Genomic DNA, 19,592 nt, shown 5'->3' on the forward strand with positions numbered 1-19,592 from the left:
AGCTAAATCCTGTTTGGAGAATTTAATTTTTTAGTACGAAATTAACACGTATACGCCACCATTGCCTTCCGAATGGCTGCTTCCAGCTTATTGGCCAACGTTTCTAACTCCGTCTGGGTCCAAGTAACCCGAATACCAAATGAAATCAATCGTCCGATTACTTCCTGTGATTTGGGCAGTTCTACATTGGCATAATCTTGGGGCGCACCCAATACTTGTACGGCCAGCTTGCCTGCAGTGCGCATTTCTTTGATGTGGTCCCACTGATTGATGAAGTGGTACATATTGGTAAACCAATAGTTAAAACCACCTACACCTGCAGCATTGAGTTCATTGACAACGGATTGTGCCGAATCAGTATCTGGGAGCAGCAGGTTTAAGAACGTAGCAGAGTCGCCGTCTGGGTCAGGGATACGCGCAAAACTTACGCCCGGCACATTGGCCAACCGGTTCATCAACCATTTTTTATGTTCATTGTTTTTCTCCACCATAAACGGAACCCGGCGCGTTTGGGCCAACCCAACGGCAGCGTGCAGCTCTGAAATGCGGTAGTTAAATCCAATGACGGGGTGCTGTTCCATGCCGCGATTGGAGCCGATGTGGTCGTGACCGTGGTCGGAATAAGAATCCGCTATTTTGTAGGCTTGTTCGTCGTTGGTGACAAAAACGCCACCTTCACCTGCCGTAGCAATTTTAAAGAAATCGTAAGAATATGCCCCTGCTTTGCCCCAAAGCCCCGTGAACGTGCCTTTGTAGCTTGCCCCCATGGCCTGCCCTGCGTCTTCGACGAGCACCAGATTGTGCTCCTTGATGACTTCCATGATGGCATCCATGTCGGCCATTTGTCCGCACATGTGTACAAGGCAGACTCCTTTGGTTTTTGGCGTGATGGCTTTGCGAATTCCTTCGGCAGAGAGACAGAGGGTTTCGTCAACTTCGGCAAAAACGGGCAATGCACCAATCATCAAAGCCGCCTCAACGGTGGCGATGTAGGTAAACGGCGGAACGATGATTTCGTCACCAGCCCCGATGCCCGCGGCCACCATGGCGCATTGGGCCGCCGTAGAGCCGCTCGATACAGCATGGGCATATTTGGCATTTACCACTTTGCACACTTCCGCTTCCATCTCGCGGGCTTTCCAGATGTTGTTGCGTTGGGCTTCGTGGTTATAACGGAAAAAAATTCCGGTTTCTAACACATCGTTGATTTCTTTGCGCTCTTCGGCGCCGTATAGTTCGGTTCCCGGCATGGTAATTTACTGTTAATTCGTATTGATAGTGATTTCGTAAGCTCAGACGCTGACGTTGCAAAACGATTAGATGCGTCAAGGCCACAAAGTTAATGATTTGTAACGTAGCGACGTAACATTTTGTGCCTTAGTCACTGCCTACAAATGAAAGACCACATTAGATGCCAACGCAGGATAGTTGACGGAAGTATCAGTCATAAAGAGGAACGAAAGGGTGTAATTTTTATGCTTAAAATGTTTTTTAGGGAGTTTCAAGTAAAATAGCGGGAAGCGAATGTGGTTTCGGTCGTTGTTCAAGTCAATATTGACAATCATGCTTTTTTCATTGTCAGGGTGGGTCAATTCATTGTGTGAGCAGTCAAAGGGCGTATCGGCGGGATGAACAATGATAAATTGATGTACAAACCCTTTCATAAACGTAATTTCAGGCGCAGGATTAAGGATTTTCCCTCTAATAATTACGTGCTCTTTGGTATAAAATGCTTGGTCAATGCGCAGCTTGAGGGCATTGACTGGAAAATGATTGAGGCTATCGTAGTAGGTTTTGTTGCGGCGCGGCCTTGGGAGTTGGTAATGATAAAAATTGTTGGCAGTAAGCTTGTTTAGTATATTGACCTCAAAGCAGTTATAGCCAGAGTTATTCAAATAATAATTCTCAATTTTTGAGGTTAACAATTCTTTACGCGCTTCTGCTTCGCGTACCATTGGAATGAAGAACTTTAGATTTGTGGCGATAGAAAAAAGCAAACTTATCCCAAAAGCACTCTTTTGAATTACTGACGAATACCCCGCAAGAAAATCCCTAACTAAAATAACACTACAAGCCCCAAAAACCATGGAATAAATGCGGTAACGCTCCGTAGTAGCCGAGTCGATGCCGTATTCGTAACGCATGATGGTCGTCATGCTAGCCATCATTAAGCAATAAATGACCCCTAAGAAAACGAAGGGGTTTTGGAAGTAGTATTTTCGGTAAATCGCAATGCCCGATAATCCAATAAAAAGCGCGCCAGTGGGTAATACCTTAAAGCCAATACTACCCGCAAAGCCAATGAAAAAAACGGCCGCTTGAGGAAGTTGGTAAAAGAGCAGTTCAGATGAAGGATGGCGATAAAGCGGCTGATAATTGTGGTAATAGCTCCCAATTAGAGCGATGCAACAAAGAAGCCAGATTCCGAGGAGGCTGTACCGTTTTTGAAAAAAAAATACGACGCTGATGATGGCCATAAGCGCAAAGCCCCCACTATTGGAGAAAATAGAGAGGACTGTGCACAAAAAAGTAAGAAAAACGGCAAATTGTGATTTTTTGAGCACAAAATGCAAAGCTGTTAGCCCAAATACGACCGAAAACAGGTTGGAGTTCTGCATCGGAATCAGGGTGTTGGACGCAGTACAGATGATGATAAAGGCCACGGGAACAATCCACCATTTCTGTTCTCCGATATGTTGATAAAACAATGCGACAATGAAAAGAAGGCTTAGATTACCAAGAATACTCCAAATCCTTAAATCAATTGTGCCCATGAGCTGGTATTGCAGTAAGGCCAAAGTGCGCGAAAGGGCAATGCGATGTTCGTTGTGTTGCCCGAAAATGATGCCAATTTTATCCCAAACAGAATCTGCTTCATGGAGCAGATTAAACATGTCCATGACATAAATGTCGTCACCGAATGGGATATTAATAAGGTTTTTGTAAAGAGCAAATGCAAGTAACAACACTGGTATAGCACAAAATGCCCACCAAGGTTTCTTGGGAAAAAGCATGGTCAAAAAAGTGCTTTTACGCTTTTAGAGTTTTTCGTTGAAAATTAGATGTGGCCAAAGTTAGGGAAAAATAGCTAAAAGTATAGTGTTAGCCACCCAACTAGGATAGCAGGACAAATTACTTTTATCTTAGATGGAATTTATCGAATAGGGATATTATTCGATTTTGCCAGCAAAACCTTTCTCTTTTAGTTCTTTGGCGGTTAACTGAATAACGCTCACTTTGAGAGAGATAGGCGACAGCGGTGCGTCAAGTGAGTCGGTTTTGACGGCAGTAATGGCATCAACTACGTCCATGCCTTTAAACACCTGACCAAAAACCGTGAATTTATCGTCTAAACGGGCGAGGCCGTTTTTGTTTTGAACAATGTAAAACTGGCAGCCTGCCGACAACATCTCGGGGTTGTTGTCGCGACCAGCTCCAACGGCACCGTATATATGACGTATTTCTTTCCGGAATTCAGGCTTCAATAGGTAAGGAGAGTCAGAAAATCCAGCGGGCGTATCGGGGCAACCGCCTTGCGCCACAAAGTTGTTGATGACGCGGTTGAAGGTGAGGGTATCCCAATAATGTTGATTGGCGAGTTTGATAAAGCTGGCTTTATGGTTGGGCGTTTCGTCGTATAGTTGGAAAAGTATCTCGCCTTTTGGAGTTTTGATTTGCCCTACGGCATACGTTTTTTCTTTGTATACAGAGCTTACGAGCACGATGGAAAGCGCGAGTAATGAGAATGTTTTAAGCATACTAGGAAGGGTAGGAGATGAAGTTTTTTCAAAAATAAGCAAGAATCAGCAGAATTGAAAAAGTGGCCATTCTATAAATGGCCACCAAGGTATCTTTTAAATTTCTTACTCCTCTTCTCCCAAACCTTTCGTCAACTCCGCCTGCACCGTTTGCGCTCCTGTGATAACAATCGGAACAGAAGGTTTTTTGGTAAAAATGACTTCCACGAACCCATCTTGTGTCACGCCCGTTTTGACGTCGACGGGTTGGTAAACGCCTTGGGGTGTTTTGATAAATACATGGGCTGCTTCGCCCGTGCGTACTACCGCCGATTCAGGTAAGGTTTCGGCTTGACGTGGGGAGGCTTCTAGTTTTCCATTGATGTACTGACCCGCCAACAGGCGTAGGCCGTTGAGGTTGGCATAGGCGTCTACGGTACGGCTCGTGGGGTCGAAATTATTACCCAGCCCCGTGATGGTAGCCGAGCCTCCCGTAAATACTACTTTTTGCCCTACTTTAACTTGTGGAAGGTCTTTCTCAAATACTTTCAATACCAATCGCGCGCCCGATTGATTCACAATTTCAAACAAGGATTCGCCCGCTGAGATTGATTTGCCAATTGTGGCATCGGTCATTTTCACTATGCCCGTAATAGGTGACCGTATGGCAATGGTGCGCACTATTTGGTTGGTTTTTAGGTTTTTAGGATCGATTCCCACAACCTGCAATTTGGCTTCCAATCCTTGTTTAGCTGCTTCGAGTACGCGAGCGTCAGCTTCTGCCTGCTGAAGTTTGCGTTTAGCCCCAACATCTTCTTGCGTGAGGGTAGCTTGGCGTTGGCGTTCTTGCTCCGCAAAAGTCAATTGTCCAACTGTTTTCCAGTAATCTTCCTGTAACTGAATGAGTTCTAGGCTTTCAACGGTGGCCAAAGTGCTGCCTTTGCCTACTTGACTTCCTGCCAATACGTTGATACTCCGTACGATGCCAGTGAGTGGGAAACTCACCGATGCGGTTTGTTGCGGAGGCGCTTCCACGACGCCGTTGAGGGTAATGGCATCGTAGACCATCCGCATTTCGGGACTGCCAAGGGTAATTCCGAAGTTTTTTTCCTGCTCGGCCGTTAGTTTGAGTTCAGTGGGAGCGGTGGCAGTGGCTTCTTCGGTTTGGGCGGTTTCGGTTTTTGAACAGCTCAGCAGAAGAATGTAAAACGCAAAAGGCAAAAGAAGGTGCTTTATCAAGCCGGTGATTCGCCCCATGAAGGCATCTGTTTTACAGGGCGATAAAGCAGGCGTTGAGGGATTTATGAGGGGATATGTGCGTTTCATTATGTTTGTTTTTTTATCTTAAACTTTCTATTTCGGCAATTGCATTACTCGATTCCTAGCCACTTTTCTAACTCAATGACCGTTTGGCTGAATTGAAGCTGTTGGTTGAGATAACTTTCCCGGATTTGCCATGCCTGCCGGGTATTTTGAAAAAACTCAACGTATTCAATGTCGCCCAAACGAAATTGTTTATAGGTGGTTTTGAGTAGTAAATCTGCTTGTGGTAGCGCCGATTGCTCGTAGTAGAGAAGGGTGTTTTGAAGTTTGGCTAAGGTTTCGCGTAATATTTTGACATTGGCTTCGGTCTGAAACTGCACCGCTTTCAGTTGGTTTTCGGTGGCCTGTTCACTGATTCGGGCGGCTTCGATGCGGGCCTTTTGGGGCTTGGTGTTGAGCGGAATACCTAACCCCCCCGAAACGTAAGTAAAACCTAACCGTTTTTCAATGGATTGATTGGCCACTCCAACGCGCCAGTCGGGCTTGAGTTGGGCACGTTCTAAGTCCGTAAATGTGCGACTGAGTCGGTTTTCTTCCTCCGCCAAAGCCACATACCGATTGCTGCCATCCTGCATCGCTGAGGAGCGCTGCAAACTCACTAAAGTATCTATTTGAAGGGGTTCATTGGAATACAGCAGCGCCTGTAAGCCCATGTAAGACGTTTGTATTTCCCGTATCAAAACCGCCTGACGGTTTTGCGTTTCGCGGCGATTTGTCTCCGAGGCGACCAGTTCTAATTGCGTACTTTCACCTGTTTTATAGCGAACGGTCGCCGCCTCTACTGCTTTTTGATAGAGGGTGTCCTGCGCGCGGAGCAATTGTTGGAGGCGGTACAGATACAGGAGCTGATAGTATTGCTGTTTTACGTTAAACACTAAGTCATTACGCTGAATATCTTGTTGCTTTTGGGTTACATTCACTTGTTGCGTCAGTACTTTTTCTCGACTTCGATACACCCCGAACGGCTCAAAACTTTGTGCCGCGCTGATCGTATAATCGAAGGGACGGTTCTGAATTTGCCCTGCCAATAAATCGGCAGATAATTTAGGCAATGACCATGCCGATTTCACCAACGCTTGCTGAGACTGTACGTTGAATTGCGTGGTTTTGAGTGTCAGATTTTGCTGCGTTGCCCGTTCGATGGCTTGGGTGAGGGTGAGAGGTTGTTGATTTTGGCCTGTTGCGTTGGCTGCTATTATTAATAACAATACCAACATCATTCCTCCTTTGGGGATGGATTTGCTATTGTCTTTCGTAAATAGCGCATACAGCACAGGCAGTACGACCAGCGTCAAAAGGGTTGCGGATAAAATTCCGCCAATTACTACCGTAGCCAAAGGTCGCTGTACTTCAGCTCCGCCAGAGTTGGAAATGGCCATCGGAAGAAAACCCAATGATGCCACGGTAGCGGTGATGAGAACGGGACGAAAACGAACTTCTACCGTTCGCATGATGCGCTCTCTAAGGTTGGTAATTCCTTCTTTTTCAAGGTCATTGAGGTAACTTATCAGCACAATTCCGTTCAATACCGCCACTCCAAACAAAGCAATAAAACCTACCCCCGCTGAGATACTGAACGGCATGTCGCGCAGCCAGAGGGCAATGATGCCGCCGATGGCCGACATAGGAACCGCCGTAAAAATCAACAAGGATTCTTTGATGGAATGAAACGTGAAGTAAAGCAACGCGAAAATCAGGAACAGTGCCAAAGGCACCGCAAAACTCAGGCGGTCTTTGGCGCGTTGGAGGTTTTCAAAGGCCCCACCGTAGGTATAAAAATACCCCGACGGAAGCGTTGTTTTTTGTTCAAGCCGCGTTTGTACATCATTGACTACGCTCTCAATGTCGCGGTTGAGGACGCCTATGCCGATGGTGATGCGGCGGCGGGTTTCTTCGTGCGAAATCTGGGCCGGGGCTTTACGAAAATCAATGAGCGCTACTTCGGCCAATGGTACCGTACCTCCCGAAGGTAGGGGCACAAGCAACTGACGAACGTTTTCAATGTCCTGACGGTGAGCGGAGTCAAGGCGTACCACCAACTCAAAGCGGCGTTCTTCTTCGTAGACGGTTCCGGTGGTTTCTCCAGCAAACCCTGAGCGAACCAAGCGGTTGAGGTCGGCGATGTTGAGTCCGTATTGGGCTATTTTGGAGCGATTGTAAGTAATGCTTATTTGCGGCAACCCCACAATTTGCTCTACACGTACGCTGGCTACGCCGTCTACTTTTTCAATGATTTTGGCGGCGGCGTTGGCCCGTTCGTAGAGGATGTCCAAGTCATTACCAAACAGCTTGACTACCACGTCGGAGCGTACGCCCGTAATCATTTCATTGAAACGCATCTGAATCGGTTGCGTCATTTCTACGCTGGTGCCGGGGAGTTCTTCGGCCAAAACAGCGGCCATTTTCTCCGACATTTCTTCGCGGTTTTTGGCGTTCTTCCATTCCGAAATGTCTTTCATGTTTATCATCTGGTCTACCATCTCGATGGGCATCGGGTCGGTGGGAATTTCGGACGCCCCCACGCGGCCCACAATTTGTTGGATTTCGGGAAAATGCTTTTTTAGAATTTGGTGGGCTTTGTTGGCGGAATTGATGGTTTCGGTCAACGAAGTTCCCGAGGCGGTCCGAAAATCAATGGCCAAATCTCCTTCGTCGAGGGTGGGTACAAACTCCCCGCCTAACTGTGAGAAAATATAAAGTGAAACCCCAAAAAGGGCAACGGTGATGCCAACGGTCGCTTTTTTCCAGTTTAAAGCCCAGCGAATCATGGGTTCATACCCGCGATAGAGCCACTTAAGAAAGCGTTCCGAAAAAGTCCAGTGTTTGTTTAGATTTTTGCCCATGACCAACGATGACATCATCGGTACGTAGGTCAACGACAGCACGAATGCCCCAAAAATGGCAAAACCCACCGTGAGCGCCATGGGCTTAAACATTTTGCCCTCAATGCCCACCAACGATAAAATGGGTAGGTAAACCATTAAAATGATGATTTCGCCAAAAGCGGCTGACGTACGGATACGTTTGGCGGTTTCGTACACCATATTGTCGCGCTCGGCAGGGTCGTCCACGTTGTTTCGTTTGTTTTCTTCGTACCACACCTGAAATCGGTGAACAATGGCCTCCACAATAATCACGGCCCCGTCTACAATTACGCCAAAGTCAATGGCCCCGAGCGACATGAGGTTGGCCGAAATGTCAAACGTGTTCATCATGCCAATCGTAAAAAGCATGGCGAGCGGAATCACCGATGCCGCTACCAAACCCGCGCGCAGACTCCCCATGAGCATGACCAAAACTACAATAACGATAAGCCCACCGAGGAGGAGGTTTTCGGTAACGGTCGAGATGGTTTTGTTAATCAATTTTGTTCGTTCAATAAACGGCACGATTTCGATGCCTTCGGGTAGGGTTTTCTGAATACGGGCTACCCGTTCTTTCACGGCGTTTACGGTGTTGGCAGAGTTGGCACCTTTGAGCATCAGCACTATACCACCCACGGCTTCACCTTCACCGTTACGGACCAGCGCTCCGAAGCGGTTTGCGTGTCCGAAGCCGACGCTTGCCACGTCTTTGACCAAAACAGGGATGCCGTTTACATTCTTAACCACAATCTGTTCAATGTCAGAAAGGCTTTTGACGACGCCTTCGCCCCGGATAAACTGCGCTTGGCCCACGCGCTCAATGTAACTGCCGCCCGTGTTGGCGTTGTTGGTTTGGAGCGCCGTAAATAACTCAGGAAGCGTGATGTTGTGACTGCGTAGGCGCTCGGGGTTGACGCTTACTTCGTATTGTTTGACAAACCCTCCGAAACTGCTGATTTCAATTACACCCTCAATACCAACCAATTGCCGTTTGACTATCCAGTCCTGAATGGTGCGTAGTTCGGTCAGGTCGTACTTGTCGTGAAAACCTTCTTTGGTAGCAAGTGTGTATTGGTAAATTTCACCTAATCCCGTTGTCAGTGGCGCAATCATTGGTTTGCCGAATTCCGTGGGAATATCTGCTTCCACCATTTTGAGTTGTTCGGATACCCATTGTTTGCCCCTGACAATGTCCATTTCATCTTTGAACACTACCGTGACCACCGATAGGCCCAGTTTGGAAACGGAACGAATTTCGGTCACGTCTGGAATATTGGCCAATGAAAGCTCAATAGGAGTAGTCACAAACTGTTCTACCTCCTGCGCGGCAAGGGTGGGTGTAAGGGTTAGGATTTGTACTTGGTTGGTGGTAATGTCGGGAACGGCATCGACAGGCAAACGCGAAAGCGAGTAGCCGCCCCAAATCACCAATGCCAGCACCGCCAACCCGATGATAAGTTTGTTTTTGATACTGTAATGAATCAGTGAATCAATCATGGTACTTTTTTAAGTTGTTTTTGAGAAGTTAGGGTTGGTTATTGAGTTTAATCGAACAATTTTGCCACTCCGAAAGCGGCGGCGGCGGCTACTGCGCCGATGAGGGTTACTTTCAACGCGCCTAACCAAGGCGCTTGACCAGTGGCTCTGCTTTTGAAATACCCAAATACAAACAAACAAAGCAGGGTCATTGCCGCTGACCATGCCAAGCCTTCGGTAGGTGTACTTGTGATAAAATAGGGCAGCAAAGGAACAAATCCGCCCATTGCGTACGAAATACCGATAGTTAGTGCGCTTTTTCGGGCCTGATTGGGGTCGGGTTTTTGTAGCCCTAGCTCATATTTCATCATAAACTCCACCCATTTGTCTTTGTCTTTGGCAATGTCTTCAACTACCTGATTCTGCAAGGGTTCGCTTATGCCCATATCGGCAAAGATTTCTTTGATTTCCGCTTTTTCGCGCTCTGGTAAATGGTCTACTTCCCAGTATTCACGTTTGAACTCAGCATCGTAATGTTCTACTTCTGTTTGTCCAGCCAGAAAACCGCCCAATCCCATTGCGATAGAACCCGCCACGATTTCGGCGATTCCGGCCGTGATAACCAGCGCGTTGCTGTCAACGGCACCGCTTAGTCCTGCCGCTAAAGCAAAAGGGACGGTCAGGCCGTCAGACATACCAATGACAATGTCGGTAATGAAAGCCGAACTGCTCAAGTGTTCTTCTTTGTGAAGAATTGAGCCTTCATGATGGCGAATGGTATCCATGAGGAGTAATGCTTAAAATTTTTTGTGATAGAGTTTGCCTGAATGATTTAGAAGTAGGAGCTTACGCTTCGGCCAGAGTTCGTGAAAAAATTCAAGAATAGCGATACGTAAAATAGAAACGGCCTTAGTCGGCTGCGCAAACGCATCCGAAAAGAGCCAATGCTCCCATGAAGGAAAATAAAACTATGCTCGGGGTGGACAAATCAATGCCTTGAAGGAGAGAAAGGCGTACGAATTAAGCCATTGGAAATTGGCTTTTTTGGCAAAAATAGGAAGACTGTAATGTTCAAGGGCAATCGCCACCGACGGCAGGACACAAAGACCCGCTACGCCGTTGAAATCAACACTCGGAAGGTGGTGTTTGGTTTGTTTGGTATGGTTTGAATCGGCAGAATAATGCATGAGCATAAACTGCCAAAAACTCAATGGTTGGGGCGATTCCTGCTTGTGTTCTTCAAAGTGGGCCCATACTTCTGGCGAGCGCAGCAGGTCAGTCGCCGCCCGGGGGAGGAGACTTTGTGCCAGCACCACAAATGCCAAACTGTATGCTACCAAAACTTTCATTAAGAAATGTTGTTAATCAACAAAAATAGGTTTATCCGTCGAAGAATCGACTCGTCGTGTTCATTTTGTTGAGAATTTAGAATTAGTATAGATATTATTATATATAAAATATTGATTTTCAATAAATTGCATTTTTTGTTTTGGAAGGATGACGCTTGTCATTTGATATTCTTGCAATAGAAATGTTATTTTGCAGTTGTTTATTTAAACTCAATCTAAATAAATTCGTTATTAACTATTATTTAGTTCTTTCATTGATTTGAACGACGAAAAGATAAAAACGAATAACGGACGGAGAATACAGAATGAAAACCATTGCTGATTTAAAAATCGGAGAACGTGCTTTTGTAAAGGCATTTCGCCAAGTGGATTTATCGTTGAAATTGCTGGAAATGGGCTGCCTGCCCGGTTCTGAAGTAATGTTGGATTTTATAGCTCCCTTTGGCGATCCCCTCGGTATTCAGGTCAATGGCTACTGCCTTGCCCTGCGCAAAGACGAAGCAGCAACGGTTTTGGTTGAAGATAGCATTTAATACACTTTGAAAAAGACACCCACCATAGCCCTTATCGGCAATCCCAATAGCGGCAAATCTTCCTTATTTAATCAACTCACCGGCCTGCGCCAAAAGGTGGGGAATTTTCCAAGCGTAACGATTGAAAAAAAATCGGGGACGTGGTTGTTGGACCCCAAAACCGAGTCCATCGTCATTGATTTGCCCGGTTTGTACAGCCTGTACCCAAAGTCGCTGGATGAACGGGTTGTGATTGATATTTTGGCCAATCCCGCCCATGAAAACTACCCCGATGTGGTGGTAATGGTAGCCGATGCCTCCAATCTTAAACGCAATTTATTGCTTTTTACGCAGGTGGCAGATTTGGGGCTGCCCGTAGTATTGGCGCTGAATATGCTAGACGTAGCGCGTGATAAACACCTTCAGGTCAATGCGGTAAAATTGGCCATGAAACTTGGCGTGCCCGTGGTGCGTATCAATGCCCGAGTGGGCGAAGGCTTGGATAATTTGAAGCAAGCCGTTGTGCAAACCCTCGAAAGACCCGTAATCACGACGCTGAATCAAAAATATTTTTTTAATCCTGCCGATCAATTCCCAGAATTAATCAACGATGTTAAGCGTACCAATCAGCTTTCCAACAATTATCTGGCGTTGCACTACGTGCAACAGCACGATATTTTTTCGTTTTTGAACACCGAAAAAAGAGTCGCTTTTGACCAACTCATTGAGAAGTATGACTTCAAAGAAAGTGGGTTTCAGGCCGCCGAAACCATGCATCGCTACGCGATGATTGATGGTTTGGTCAAGGATTCGGTCAAAGCGGCGGATGATTTTTTGGTAAAACCACTGTGGACCAAGCGACTAGACGCCATTTTGCTGCATCCTTTTTGGGGATATGCGGTGTTTTTGATGGTGTTGCTCACCATCTTTCAGGCTGTTTTTACGCTCGCAACCTACCCGATGGATTTGATTGATGCGGGGGTGTCGGCGCTGAATGATTGGCTAAAACAACAGTTACCGTCGGGAGCTTTAACAGATTTATTGACCGATGGACTCATTGCGGGTATTGGTGGCGTGGTGATTTTTATACCCCAAATTGCCTTTCTCTTTTTTCTAGTGGCTTTGTTGGAAGAATCTGGCTATATGGCCCGAGTGATGGTCATCATGGATAAACTGATGCGTAAATTCGGTCTAAACGGTAAAAGTGTGGTGCCGCTGATTTCGGGCGTGGCCTGTGCAGTACCCGCCATTATGTCGGCGCGAAGCATCGGAAATCGTAAGGAGCGTTTGCTTACCATTCTGGTAACTCCCCTGATGAGTTGCTCGGCGCGTTTGCCCATTTTTACCATTTTGATTGCTTTGGTGGTTCCCGCAACACCTGTTTTGGGCTTTTTTACCTTGCAGGGATTGACGTTGATGGGACTTTACCTGCTGGGTCTGGTGAGTGCGCTGCTTTCAGCTTGGGTCATCAAAGGAATGGTAAAAAATACCGAGCGCGGTTATTTTGTGATGGAAATGCCGACCTACAAGACTCCAAGGTGGTATCATGTGGGCTTGTCGGTGTGGGACAGCGTCAAATCTTTTGTGACCGAAGCGGGAAAAATTATCGTAGCGATTTCGATTATTTTGTGGGTGTTGGCGTCGTATGGCCCTGGCGATACGATTGCACGGGCGGAAGAAACGGTCCAGAAATCTAATCCTGCCCTGGAAGGTACCACGCTCGACAATGCCGTTGCGGCGTATAAATTAGAACATTCTTACGCGGGGCATTTTGGTAAATTTATTGAACCTGCCATCGCGCCTTTGGGCTATGATTGGAAGATTGGCATTGCCTTGCTGGCGTCATTTGCGGCCCGTGAGGTATTTGTGGGAACAATGAGTACTATTTACAGCATCGGCAGCGCCGCAGATGACGACAATGGCACCATTAAAGCCCGAATGCGTGCCGAAATCAATCCCAAAACGGGTGAGCCAATGTACACGCCTGCGTTGGCGTTTTCGCTCTTGATTTTCTACGTATTTGCCATGATGTGCATGAGTACCATTGCGGTTGTCTACCGCGAAACCCACGGCTGGAAATGGCCCCTGATTCAGTTGGCTTACATGACGGCGCTGGCGTATGGTTTGGCTTTTGTGACTTATCAGTTGTTGAAATAATTATTTATGCGTCAGACGGTTTTGACTGTCTGACGCATACCAGAAAATTGCATCAGAAATAGATCTTTTGCGCACTCCGAAACGTGTTGCAGTGTGCTTCTACAATGTCGGCAATGCGCGGGGAATACCCCCCACCCATCGACACCACCACGGGAACTTGGTGCGCTTGGCATTGTTCAAACACAAATTCGTCGCGTTGGCGACAACCGGCAATACTTACTTTAAGTTTTCCCAATTTATCCGTCCCCAAAATGTCAACGCCCGAAATGTAAAAAGCAAAATCGGGTTTTTGTTGTTCAAAAAGAGAAGGTAGCGTTTGGGTAAGAAGTCCTAAATATTCGTCGTCTTGGGAGCCCGTGGGCAGGGCAATATCTAAATTAGAAATTTCTTTGTGCAAAGGATAATTGTCTTTGCCGTGCATCGAAAAAGTAAACACGCGCGGGTCATTCTGAAAGATAACGGCAGTGCCGTTTCCTTGATGCACGTCTAAGTCAATGACCAGTATCTTGGTAGCTAATCTGTTTTCTAACAGATAATTAGCGGCAATGGCAACGTCATTCAAGAGGCAAAAACCCTCCCCACGGTCGGCATAAGCATGGTGTGTTCCACCAGCTACGTTCATCGAAATGCCATATTTTGACGCATAATGCGTACATTCAATCGTGCCTTGGGCAATACGGGTTTCGCGCTCAATGAGCCGCGCCGACAACGGAAAACCGATGCGTCTGACCATTTTTTCTGAAATCCGTAACCGCCTCAAATCTTCCCAATATGGGTAGGTGTGTACGCCCAAAATCCACCGCTCTTCTAACGTGCCAGGCGAAAAGAAATTTTCGCTTGTGCAAGTGCCTTCGTAGAGGAGTTGTTCAGGTATGAGTTCGTATTTGAGCATGGGAAAACGGTGTGGTTCGCCATTTGGGCCTGTTGGTAACGGATGACAATAAATAGGGTCGTGGGCAATATAGAGCATGAATAGATGAAATGATTTGGGGGATATTTTCGTTAATAAAAGACACACATTTAATCAATTTCGTAAAACAATGAAAGTTAAGTATTTGAACATCATGCTGGGGCTTGCGGTGGCGGCAATGAGCTGGTCGTGTAGCCCAGATGCCTTACAGGACCTAACGCCAGAGGATTCACAAGTGTTTATAACAAACTACGAGAAAAACACCAATTTCGGAAATTATAGCACTTTCAGCTTGGCGGATAGTGTATTTGTGGTTCAAAATGACCGCTCGGGGGTGGCCACGACGGCGTTGGATTTTCGCGTGTTGAGCCGTGTGGCTGAAAATATGACCAAGCGAGGCTACGCCAGAGTAGGCAAAACCGCCAAGCCTGATTTTGGCGTAAACGTGCTTCGAATCAGCGAAACCCAAACGGGAGTAGTGGCCAATTTTAATCCTTGGAACACCTACTGGGGTTTTGGCGGTGGTGGTTTTTATTATCCGCCTACGTATTCGTATTATCAAACGACGGAAAGGTATTGGTACGTTGAAATCATTGATCTTAAGAATGCTGGCACGAGTGACAAAGCAACGGTTGTCTGGAATGCACAGATACGAGGCGATGGAATTTTTGATGAAAATGCCGTTGCATCGGTCATTGACGCAGTTTTTACGCAATCAACCTACCTTAAAAAGAATTAAAAATTCAGCAATAGGTGGGGTTTCTCGGACCCGTAAACCTCAAAAGTTGCTCGTTAAATAATATATAATATGAAAAGAGTCATTTGTTTGGCCATTGCCCTTATGTTTGCGGGAGAGCTCTTTGCGCAGCAAGTGGTTGACCGGCCCGAATTATTTAAACGTCAGTCGCCCTACGAACGTTATACTACTTACCGGGTGTCAGTAACGGGTGGATTGGGGCTGCCAACCGGTACATTTGGTAATTACATGGATAACACGACGTTGCGTAATTACAACGTTGCGGTTGACTTTGTCTTCCCTAAAACGAATTTATCGGCGGGTCTTTCCATAGGCTCGCAATACTTCCAAAATCGTATTGGAAGACAGGTTTATAGTTCTGACAATCAGGATGTTTCTGCCGTTCAAACGCGTACTTTTTCGGCCGTGCCTTTGGTAGTGACGGGGAGTTACCACGTTGGAAACGTCAATGCCCGCGTGCGACCGTATGTGCAGGTAGGCCTTGGGGGAGCGTTTGCCGAATTGATAAATTACTGGGGAAACATTCCGACGGGAGATAATGGATTTCGATTTGTGGCCCAAGCTGGAGCGGGAGTGCGTGTGCTGTTTAAAAAACAGGGGAAATTGGGCTTAGAAGCGGGAGCTACATACCAACACTTGCCGTTTGAGTCTGTCGCCGAAGGAATCAAAGATGCTTCAACCCTCAACGCCCGCATAGGGCTGTTTTATCGTTGGTGGTAGAATCAGTAGGAAGTAAGCAGTAGGCAGTACTATTTTGTCTACTGCCTACTAGTTAAGCTTCAATCGTAATCTCGTGAAAAATTTCGGCCAATGGTTCAAATTGGGCCGTTGCCGAGCAATATTTCTCCATTGAGAGTTTTACGGCCCGCTCTACTTTGGCGCGGTCGAGGTTTCCTTTGAAGAAATAGTGAATGGTTATTTTGCGGAAAGGCGAGCGCTCTGTGTCGTCTTCTTTGATTCGGTCGCCTTCTACCGAAATTCGAAAATCCAATATCTCCTGACGCTGTTTTTTTAAGACCAACACGACGTCAATGGCCGTACAGCCACCGAGTCCCATCAGTAATAATTCCATTGGGCGAGCGCCCATATTTTTGCCGCCAATGTTTGGAGAGGCATCGGTGTGTACTTTTTGGTCCGATGAACCCGTGGCCTCAAAATGAAAGCCGTCGTCTACGCGTACTAATTCTACTTTCATGATTTTTGAAAAGTTAACCGTTATCTTTTGGCCAACACGCTATTGTTTGTCTGCCAACATTTCTGTATCCTGAATCAAGAGCGAAAGCCCGACCACTTTCTTGGTTTCAGGATTACGTTTGAACGTGATGATTGAGCCGTATTGGCTGGTGGATTTGAATGTATCTGGTTTGTCTTGTTTCAGCAACTTATTGGCCCCGTTTTCATCGGCTTCTCCAAACAACGCACCTTCTTTGAGGGTGATTTTGTATGCACTAAAATACCCGTTGTCTTTCATTTTGTACGTTCCCACGTAGTCAGACAATGAATCGGCCGTGCTTGTTGAAAGCGCTACCGGGGAAGAATTGGTCAGGGACATCAACAAGACGCTGATTCCCAGAAAACAAATTGGAATCCACTTTTTCATCTTAATATGTTGGTTAAGGGTAAAGACGAAGCCTAAGCTTCGTCTTCGATGATGTTGATTTTGGTAATTTTATCTCCTTGACGGATGGCATCAATAACGTCCAACCCTTCTACTACTTTGCCAAAACACGTGTGATTACGGTCGAGGTGAGCGGTGTTGGTGCGATTGTGGCAGATAAAAAACTGTGAGCCACCCGTGTTGCGACCAGCGTGAGCCATCGAAAGAACACCACGGTCGTGGTACTGATTGTTGCCTGTCAATTCACATTTGATGGTGTATCCTGGACCACCACGGCCAGTTCCTTGTGGGCAGCCTCCCTGAATCATGAAGTTAGGAATGACGCGGTGGAAAGTAAGGCCATCGTAAAATCCACTTTTCGATAATTTGATAAAATTGGCAACGGCAATAGGGGCATCCTGATCGTAAAAGTCAATCAACATTGTCCCTTTTTCGGTAATCATTTCAGCTTTAGGCATTTGTGTATATATTAACGGTTATTATTCGCTGGAGCGAGTGGTTTTATTTAATTTGGGACACAAAGGTACGCAAACAGTTTTAGATTGAATTTGTTGATACCATAGATTTTAAGGAGCGGAGGGGTCGTTAAAAACAAAAAAAACGTTGGTTTGAACGAGGCTTCCGCTTTAATTTGTGCAAAACTCATTTACAATCATGGCCAATCACGAAGTCATTATTATCGGAGCGGGTATCGCAGGTTTGTCTTGCGCCAATTATTTATTACATTTTGGCGTTACCCCCTTGGTATTGGAGGCCGCCGAGGCGGTTGGCGGACGGGTGCGAACCGATAAAGTCGATGGCTACCTGTTGGACCGTGGCTTCCAGATATTATTGACGGCGTATCCGGAGGCACAACGATTGTTGAATTACAACACATTGGCGTTAAAATCGTTCCGTTCGGGCGCTTTGATTCGCAAAGACAATGCTTTTTCGGTCATCAGCGACCCCTTCAAAGAACCTGCTCAAGTGTTTAAAACCCTTTTTTCATCGGTCGGGACGCTGGTTGATAAGCTCAAGGTACTTCAATTGTCAAATAATGTAAGCAAGGAGCCGACCGAGGCTTTTTTTCACGAGCGCGCCACCGATACGCTTACTTATTTGCGCAATTATGGCTGGAGCGATGAGATGATTGCCGATTTCTTTAAACCCTTTTTTGGGGGCGTATTTCTGGAAAATGAGTTGGAAACCTCCAGTAACTTTTTTCGGTTTATTTTCAAGCAATTTTATACTGGTGACGCCGTCATTCCTGCGGGAGGAATGCAGGCCATTCCCGAGCAAATGGCGGCTAAATTACCGCCTCATACCTTGCGATTAAACACTAAAGTAGAAAAGATTGAAGGTAATAAAGTTCATCTTTCGGATGGTAAAACGCTAACTGCTAAAAATATAGTTGTGGCCACCGATGCCCGACAAGCTGATGGGCTGTTGGGGCGGAACCTAAAACGAGAATATAACGTAACGACCTGCACCTACTTTGCCACGGAGCGTTCGCCGTTGAAGGAAAAAATGCTGGCGCTCAATCCTAATCGGTTGTCCGTGGTGCATAATTTGTGCGTGCCTAGCGATATTGCTCCCTCGTATGCTCCCGAAGGCAAAGCGTTGGTATCAGTAAGTACGCAAGGGTTAGAATTGTTTGACGAAAAAAAACTAACCGACCGCATCGTACAGGAGCTGACCAGTTGGTTTGGTGATGAAGTAAAAACGTGGAAGCACCTTCGTACGTATCATATTCCTGAATCGTTGGTCAAATACCCCGCCAATGTGCCCGCAACTAATTTGAAAATCAGCGAACATTTGTACGAATGCGGCGATCATACTTCTTATCCATCGTTGAATGCCGCTATGGCCACTGGCCGAGCGGTGGCCGATATGATAGCGGGGATATGAGGTCCAAAATTTAGATTTTCAGGGTATTTCTATCTAAATTTTAAGCAAAAAGTTGGCCATTTGCCGCCCTGATTGAAACGCTCCTTCCACATTTCCCTGTCCGAATCCGTCCCCACCCATCAATAGTGAAAATGGAGTTTTGCAGACGTAATAGGGCTTCGGATAAGATTTTTCGGCCAGACTGTACCGCCAACGATGTACTTGAAACGATTCAATCTGCGCTTTGGGAATCCACTCACTGAGCGAATCAATGAGCAATTCACCCGTTCTTGTAAGGTCTTCTTCTAAGTGCTGCTTGCTGAAGGCGGCGCTGGCATGAATGGTGATGGACGTTGTTTCTGAAATCCCTTTTTGGAAATTATCGGCCACCCAGGCCACATGGCCTTGCCCAAATTTGAGGATGCCTGGCGTTGGAATATGGCTATTCCCCTTCAAAAGTACCATTACCGCAATGCAGGGGGCATATTCTATGCTTTCAAAAACACTGGACTCGGCCGCTGAAAGCAGATAACTGTCGTTTAAAAGTACTAAGGCTTGCGGGGCAGGAAGGGTAAGAATGAGCGTATCGGCCTCATAGGCGTTTCCTGATTCCGTCAGAACAATACACCCGTTTTCATCCCCTGAAATGTGTATTGCGCGCTGGCCAGTTTGTACATTGAGTGATTGAGCTATGTATTTGGCAATGCTGCTCATGCCCTCCACTCCCACAAAACGCGGATGATGAAAAGAAATATCACTAACTTCGGTTTCTTGCAAGGCCCATTGTTTAACGATTCCTACTTCGGTTAGCGCTGAAACAAATTGCTGAAACTCGGCGGTACGGGCCGTAAAATATTGAGCACCGTGGTCAGCGCGGGCATTGGCCAGACGTCGGGTTGCCATGCGCCCGCCTACACCACGCCCTTTGTCGAGAACCGTGACGTTCCAGCCGTTTTGTTGAAGTGTACGCGCGGCAGTCAGCCCCGTTATTCCCGCACCAATAATTATACAAGAAGGCATTTT

The 19,592-nt window shown here is 46.5% G+C and carries 17 protein-coding genes; 5 read left to right on the forward strand and 12 right to left on the reverse strand.

Going from position 1 to position 19,592, the window contains the following annotated elements; all coding sequences use genetic code 11:
• Positions 1–41: 41 nt before the first annotated feature.
• From GVN20_RS16655 to GVN20_RS16685, 7 genes are all read right to left on the reverse strand, one after another.
• The gene (locus GVN20_RS16655; protein ID WP_114066453.1) at positions 42–1,250 is read right to left on the reverse strand and encodes a DegT/DnrJ/EryC1/StrS aminotransferase family protein; all 1,209 of its coding nucleotides are present in this window, start codon (positions 1,248–1,250) and stop codon (positions 42–44) included.
• A 138-nt stretch (positions 1,251–1,388) separates the two neighbouring features.
• Positions 1,389–3,014 (reverse strand): hypothetical protein, encoded by a 1,626-nt coding sequence (locus GVN20_RS16660; protein WP_166559427.1) that lies wholly within the window; start codon positions 3,012–3,014, stop codon positions 1,389–1,391.
• A gap of 156 nt (positions 3,015–3,170) precedes the next feature.
• Positions 3,171–3,758 carry a peptidylprolyl isomerase gene (locus GVN20_RS16665; RefSeq protein WP_166559428.1) on the reverse strand — a complete coding sequence of 196 codons (588 nt, stop codon included), beginning with the start codon at positions 3,756–3,758 and terminating at the stop codon, positions 3,171–3,173.
• 105 nt (positions 3,759–3,863) lie between these two features.
• Positions 3,864–5,063 carry an efflux RND transporter periplasmic adaptor subunit gene (locus tag GVN20_RS16670; protein ID WP_166559429.1) on the reverse strand — a complete coding sequence of 400 codons (1,200 nt, stop codon included), beginning with the start codon at positions 5,061–5,063 and terminating at the stop codon, positions 3,864–3,866.
• A gap of 44 nt (positions 5,064–5,107) precedes the next feature.
• Positions 5,108–9,421 carry a CusA/CzcA family heavy metal efflux RND transporter gene (locus tag GVN20_RS16675; RefSeq protein WP_166559430.1) on the reverse strand — a complete coding sequence of 1,438 codons (4,314 nt, stop codon included), beginning with the start codon at positions 9,419–9,421 and terminating at the stop codon, positions 5,108–5,110.
• 47 nt (positions 9,422–9,468) lie between these two features.
• Complete coding sequence (locus GVN20_RS16680; RefSeq protein ID WP_114066448.1) at positions 9,469–10,185, reverse strand: VIT1/CCC1 transporter family protein; 717 nt, start codon at positions 10,183–10,185, stop codon at positions 9,469–9,471.
• A 183-nt stretch (positions 10,186–10,368) separates the two neighbouring features.
• A complete protein-coding gene (locus GVN20_RS16685) occupies positions 10,369–10,749 on the reverse strand; it encodes a hypothetical protein (protein WP_166559431.1) in 381 nt (126 codons plus the stop codon).
• A gap of 305 nt (positions 10,750–11,054) precedes the next feature.
• Between GVN20_RS16685 and GVN20_RS16690 the strand changes: the two genes are divergently transcribed.
• Together GVN20_RS16690 and feoB are read left to right on the forward strand one after the other, a co-directional pair.
• Positions 11,055–11,282, forward strand: a complete 228-nt coding sequence (locus GVN20_RS16690) for a FeoA family protein (RefSeq protein WP_114066446.1) — start codon at positions 11,055–11,057, stop codon at positions 11,280–11,282.
• 6 nt (positions 11,283–11,288) lie between these two features.
• Complete coding sequence (gene feoB, locus GVN20_RS16695; RefSeq protein WP_166559432.1) at positions 11,289–13,418, forward strand: ferrous iron transport protein B; 2,130 nt, start codon at positions 11,289–11,291, stop codon at positions 13,416–13,418.
• A gap of 52 nt (positions 13,419–13,470) precedes the next feature.
• Here the strand turns inward: feoB and GVN20_RS16700 are convergent, their stop codons facing one another.
• Positions 13,471–14,388, reverse strand: coding sequence for a histone deacetylase (locus GVN20_RS16700; RefSeq protein ID WP_166559433.1), 918 nt, complete (start codon positions 14,386–14,388; stop codon positions 13,471–13,473).
• 70 nt (positions 14,389–14,458) lie between these two features.
• Between GVN20_RS16700 and GVN20_RS16705 the strand changes: the two genes are divergently transcribed.
• Both GVN20_RS16705 and GVN20_RS16710 read left to right on the forward strand, forming a co-directional pair.
• Entirely contained in the window at positions 14,459–15,067 is a 609-nt protein-coding gene (locus GVN20_RS16705) for a DUF4136 domain-containing protein (protein ID WP_166559434.1), read from the forward strand.
• 69 nt (positions 15,068–15,136) lie between these two features.
• Positions 15,137–15,805 (forward strand): OmpW family outer membrane protein, encoded by a 669-nt coding sequence (locus GVN20_RS16710; RefSeq protein WP_166559435.1) that lies wholly within the window; start codon positions 15,137–15,139, stop codon positions 15,803–15,805.
• A 52-nt stretch (positions 15,806–15,857) separates the two neighbouring features.
• Here the strand turns inward: GVN20_RS16710 and GVN20_RS16715 are convergent, their stop codons facing one another.
• From GVN20_RS16715 to GVN20_RS16725, 3 genes are read right to left on the reverse strand one after another with little or no spacing between them, the layout of a single operon-like run.
• A complete protein-coding gene (locus GVN20_RS16715) occupies positions 15,858–16,280 on the reverse strand; it encodes an OsmC family protein (protein ID WP_166559436.1) in 423 nt (140 codons plus the stop codon).
• A 39-nt stretch (positions 16,281–16,319) separates the two neighbouring features.
• Positions 16,320–16,685 carry a DUF3471 domain-containing protein gene (locus GVN20_RS16720; RefSeq protein ID WP_114461445.1) on the reverse strand — a complete coding sequence of 122 codons (366 nt, stop codon included), beginning with the start codon at positions 16,683–16,685 and terminating at the stop codon, positions 16,320–16,322.
• Positions 16,686–16,717: 32 nt separating this feature from the next.
• A complete protein-coding gene (locus tag GVN20_RS16725) occupies positions 16,718–17,161 on the reverse strand; it encodes a peptidylprolyl isomerase (protein ID WP_166559437.1) in 444 nt (147 codons plus the stop codon).
• 196 nt (positions 17,162–17,357) lie between these two features.
• Between GVN20_RS16725 and GVN20_RS16730 the strand changes: the two genes are divergently transcribed.
• Positions 17,358–18,590 carry an NAD(P)/FAD-dependent oxidoreductase gene (locus tag GVN20_RS16730; protein WP_166559438.1) on the forward strand — a complete coding sequence of 411 codons (1,233 nt, stop codon included), beginning with the start codon at positions 17,358–17,360 and terminating at the stop codon, positions 18,588–18,590.
• A 33-nt stretch (positions 18,591–18,623) separates the two neighbouring features.
• Here GVN20_RS16730 and GVN20_RS16735 read toward each other — a convergent pair whose 3' ends face one another.
• A complete protein-coding gene (locus GVN20_RS16735) occupies positions 18,624–19,589 on the reverse strand; it encodes an NAD(P)/FAD-dependent oxidoreductase (RefSeq protein WP_166559439.1) in 966 nt (321 codons plus the stop codon).
• Between the last annotated feature and the right edge of the window lie 3 nt (positions 19,590–19,592).

Source organism: Runella sp. CRIBMP, assembly GCF_009905605.1.
Lineage (GTDB): Bacteria > Bacteroidota > Bacteroidia > Cytophagales > Spirosomataceae > Runella.

Bases quoted from the DNA above. Each gene is read 5' to 3' on its own strand.
- GVN20_RS16655 (WP_114066453.1), bottom strand. From the start codon at position 1,250: ATGCCGGGAACCGAACTATACGGCGCCGAAGAGCGCAAAGAAATCAAC.
- GVN20_RS16660 (WP_166559427.1), bottom strand. From the start codon at position 3,014: ATGCTTTTTCCCAAGAAACCTTGGTGGGCATTTTGTGCTATACCAGTG.
- GVN20_RS16665 (WP_166559428.1), bottom strand. From the start codon at position 3,758: ATGCTTAAAACATTCTCATTACTCGCGCTTTCCATCGTGCTCGTAAGC.
- GVN20_RS16670 (WP_166559429.1), bottom strand. From the start codon at position 5,063: ATGAAACGCACATATCCCCTCATAAATCCCTCAACGCCTGCTTTATCG.
- GVN20_RS16675 (WP_166559430.1), bottom strand. From the start codon at position 9,421: ATGATTGATTCACTGATTCATTACAGTATCAAAAACAAACTTATCATC.
- GVN20_RS16680 (WP_114066448.1), bottom strand. From the start codon at position 10,185: ATGGATACCATTCGCCATCATGAAGGCTCAATTCTTCACAAAGAAGAA.
- GVN20_RS16685 (WP_166559431.1), bottom strand. From the start codon at position 10,749: ATGAAAGTTTTGGTAGCATACAGTTTGGCATTTGTGGTGCTGGCACAA.
- GVN20_RS16690 (WP_114066446.1), top strand. From the start codon at position 11,055: ATGAAAACCATTGCTGATTTAAAAATCGGAGAACGTGCTTTTGTAAAG.
- GVN20_RS16700 (WP_166559433.1), bottom strand. From the start codon at position 14,388: ATGCTCTATATTGCCCACGACCCTATTTATTGTCATCCGTTACCAACA.
- GVN20_RS16705 (WP_166559434.1), top strand. From the start codon at position 14,459: ATGAAAGTTAAGTATTTGAACATCATGCTGGGGCTTGCGGTGGCGGCA.
- GVN20_RS16710 (WP_166559435.1), top strand. From the start codon at position 15,137: ATGAAAAGAGTCATTTGTTTGGCCATTGCCCTTATGTTTGCGGGAGAG.
- GVN20_RS16715 (WP_166559436.1), bottom strand. From the start codon at position 16,280: ATGAAAGTAGAATTAGTACGCGTAGACGACGGCTTTCATTTTGAGGCC.
- GVN20_RS16720 (WP_114461445.1), bottom strand. From the start codon at position 16,685: ATGAAAAAGTGGATTCCAATTTGTTTTCTGGGAATCAGCGTCTTGTTG.
- GVN20_RS16725 (WP_166559437.1), bottom strand. From the start codon at position 17,161: ATGCCTAAAGCTGAAATGATTACCGAAAAAGGGACAATGTTGATTGAC.
- GVN20_RS16730 (WP_166559438.1), top strand. From the start codon at position 17,358: ATGGCCAATCACGAAGTCATTATTATCGGAGCGGGTATCGCAGGTTTG.
- GVN20_RS16735 (WP_166559439.1), bottom strand. From the start codon at position 19,589: ATGCCTTCTTGTATAATTATTGGTGCGGGAATAACGGGGCTGACTGCC.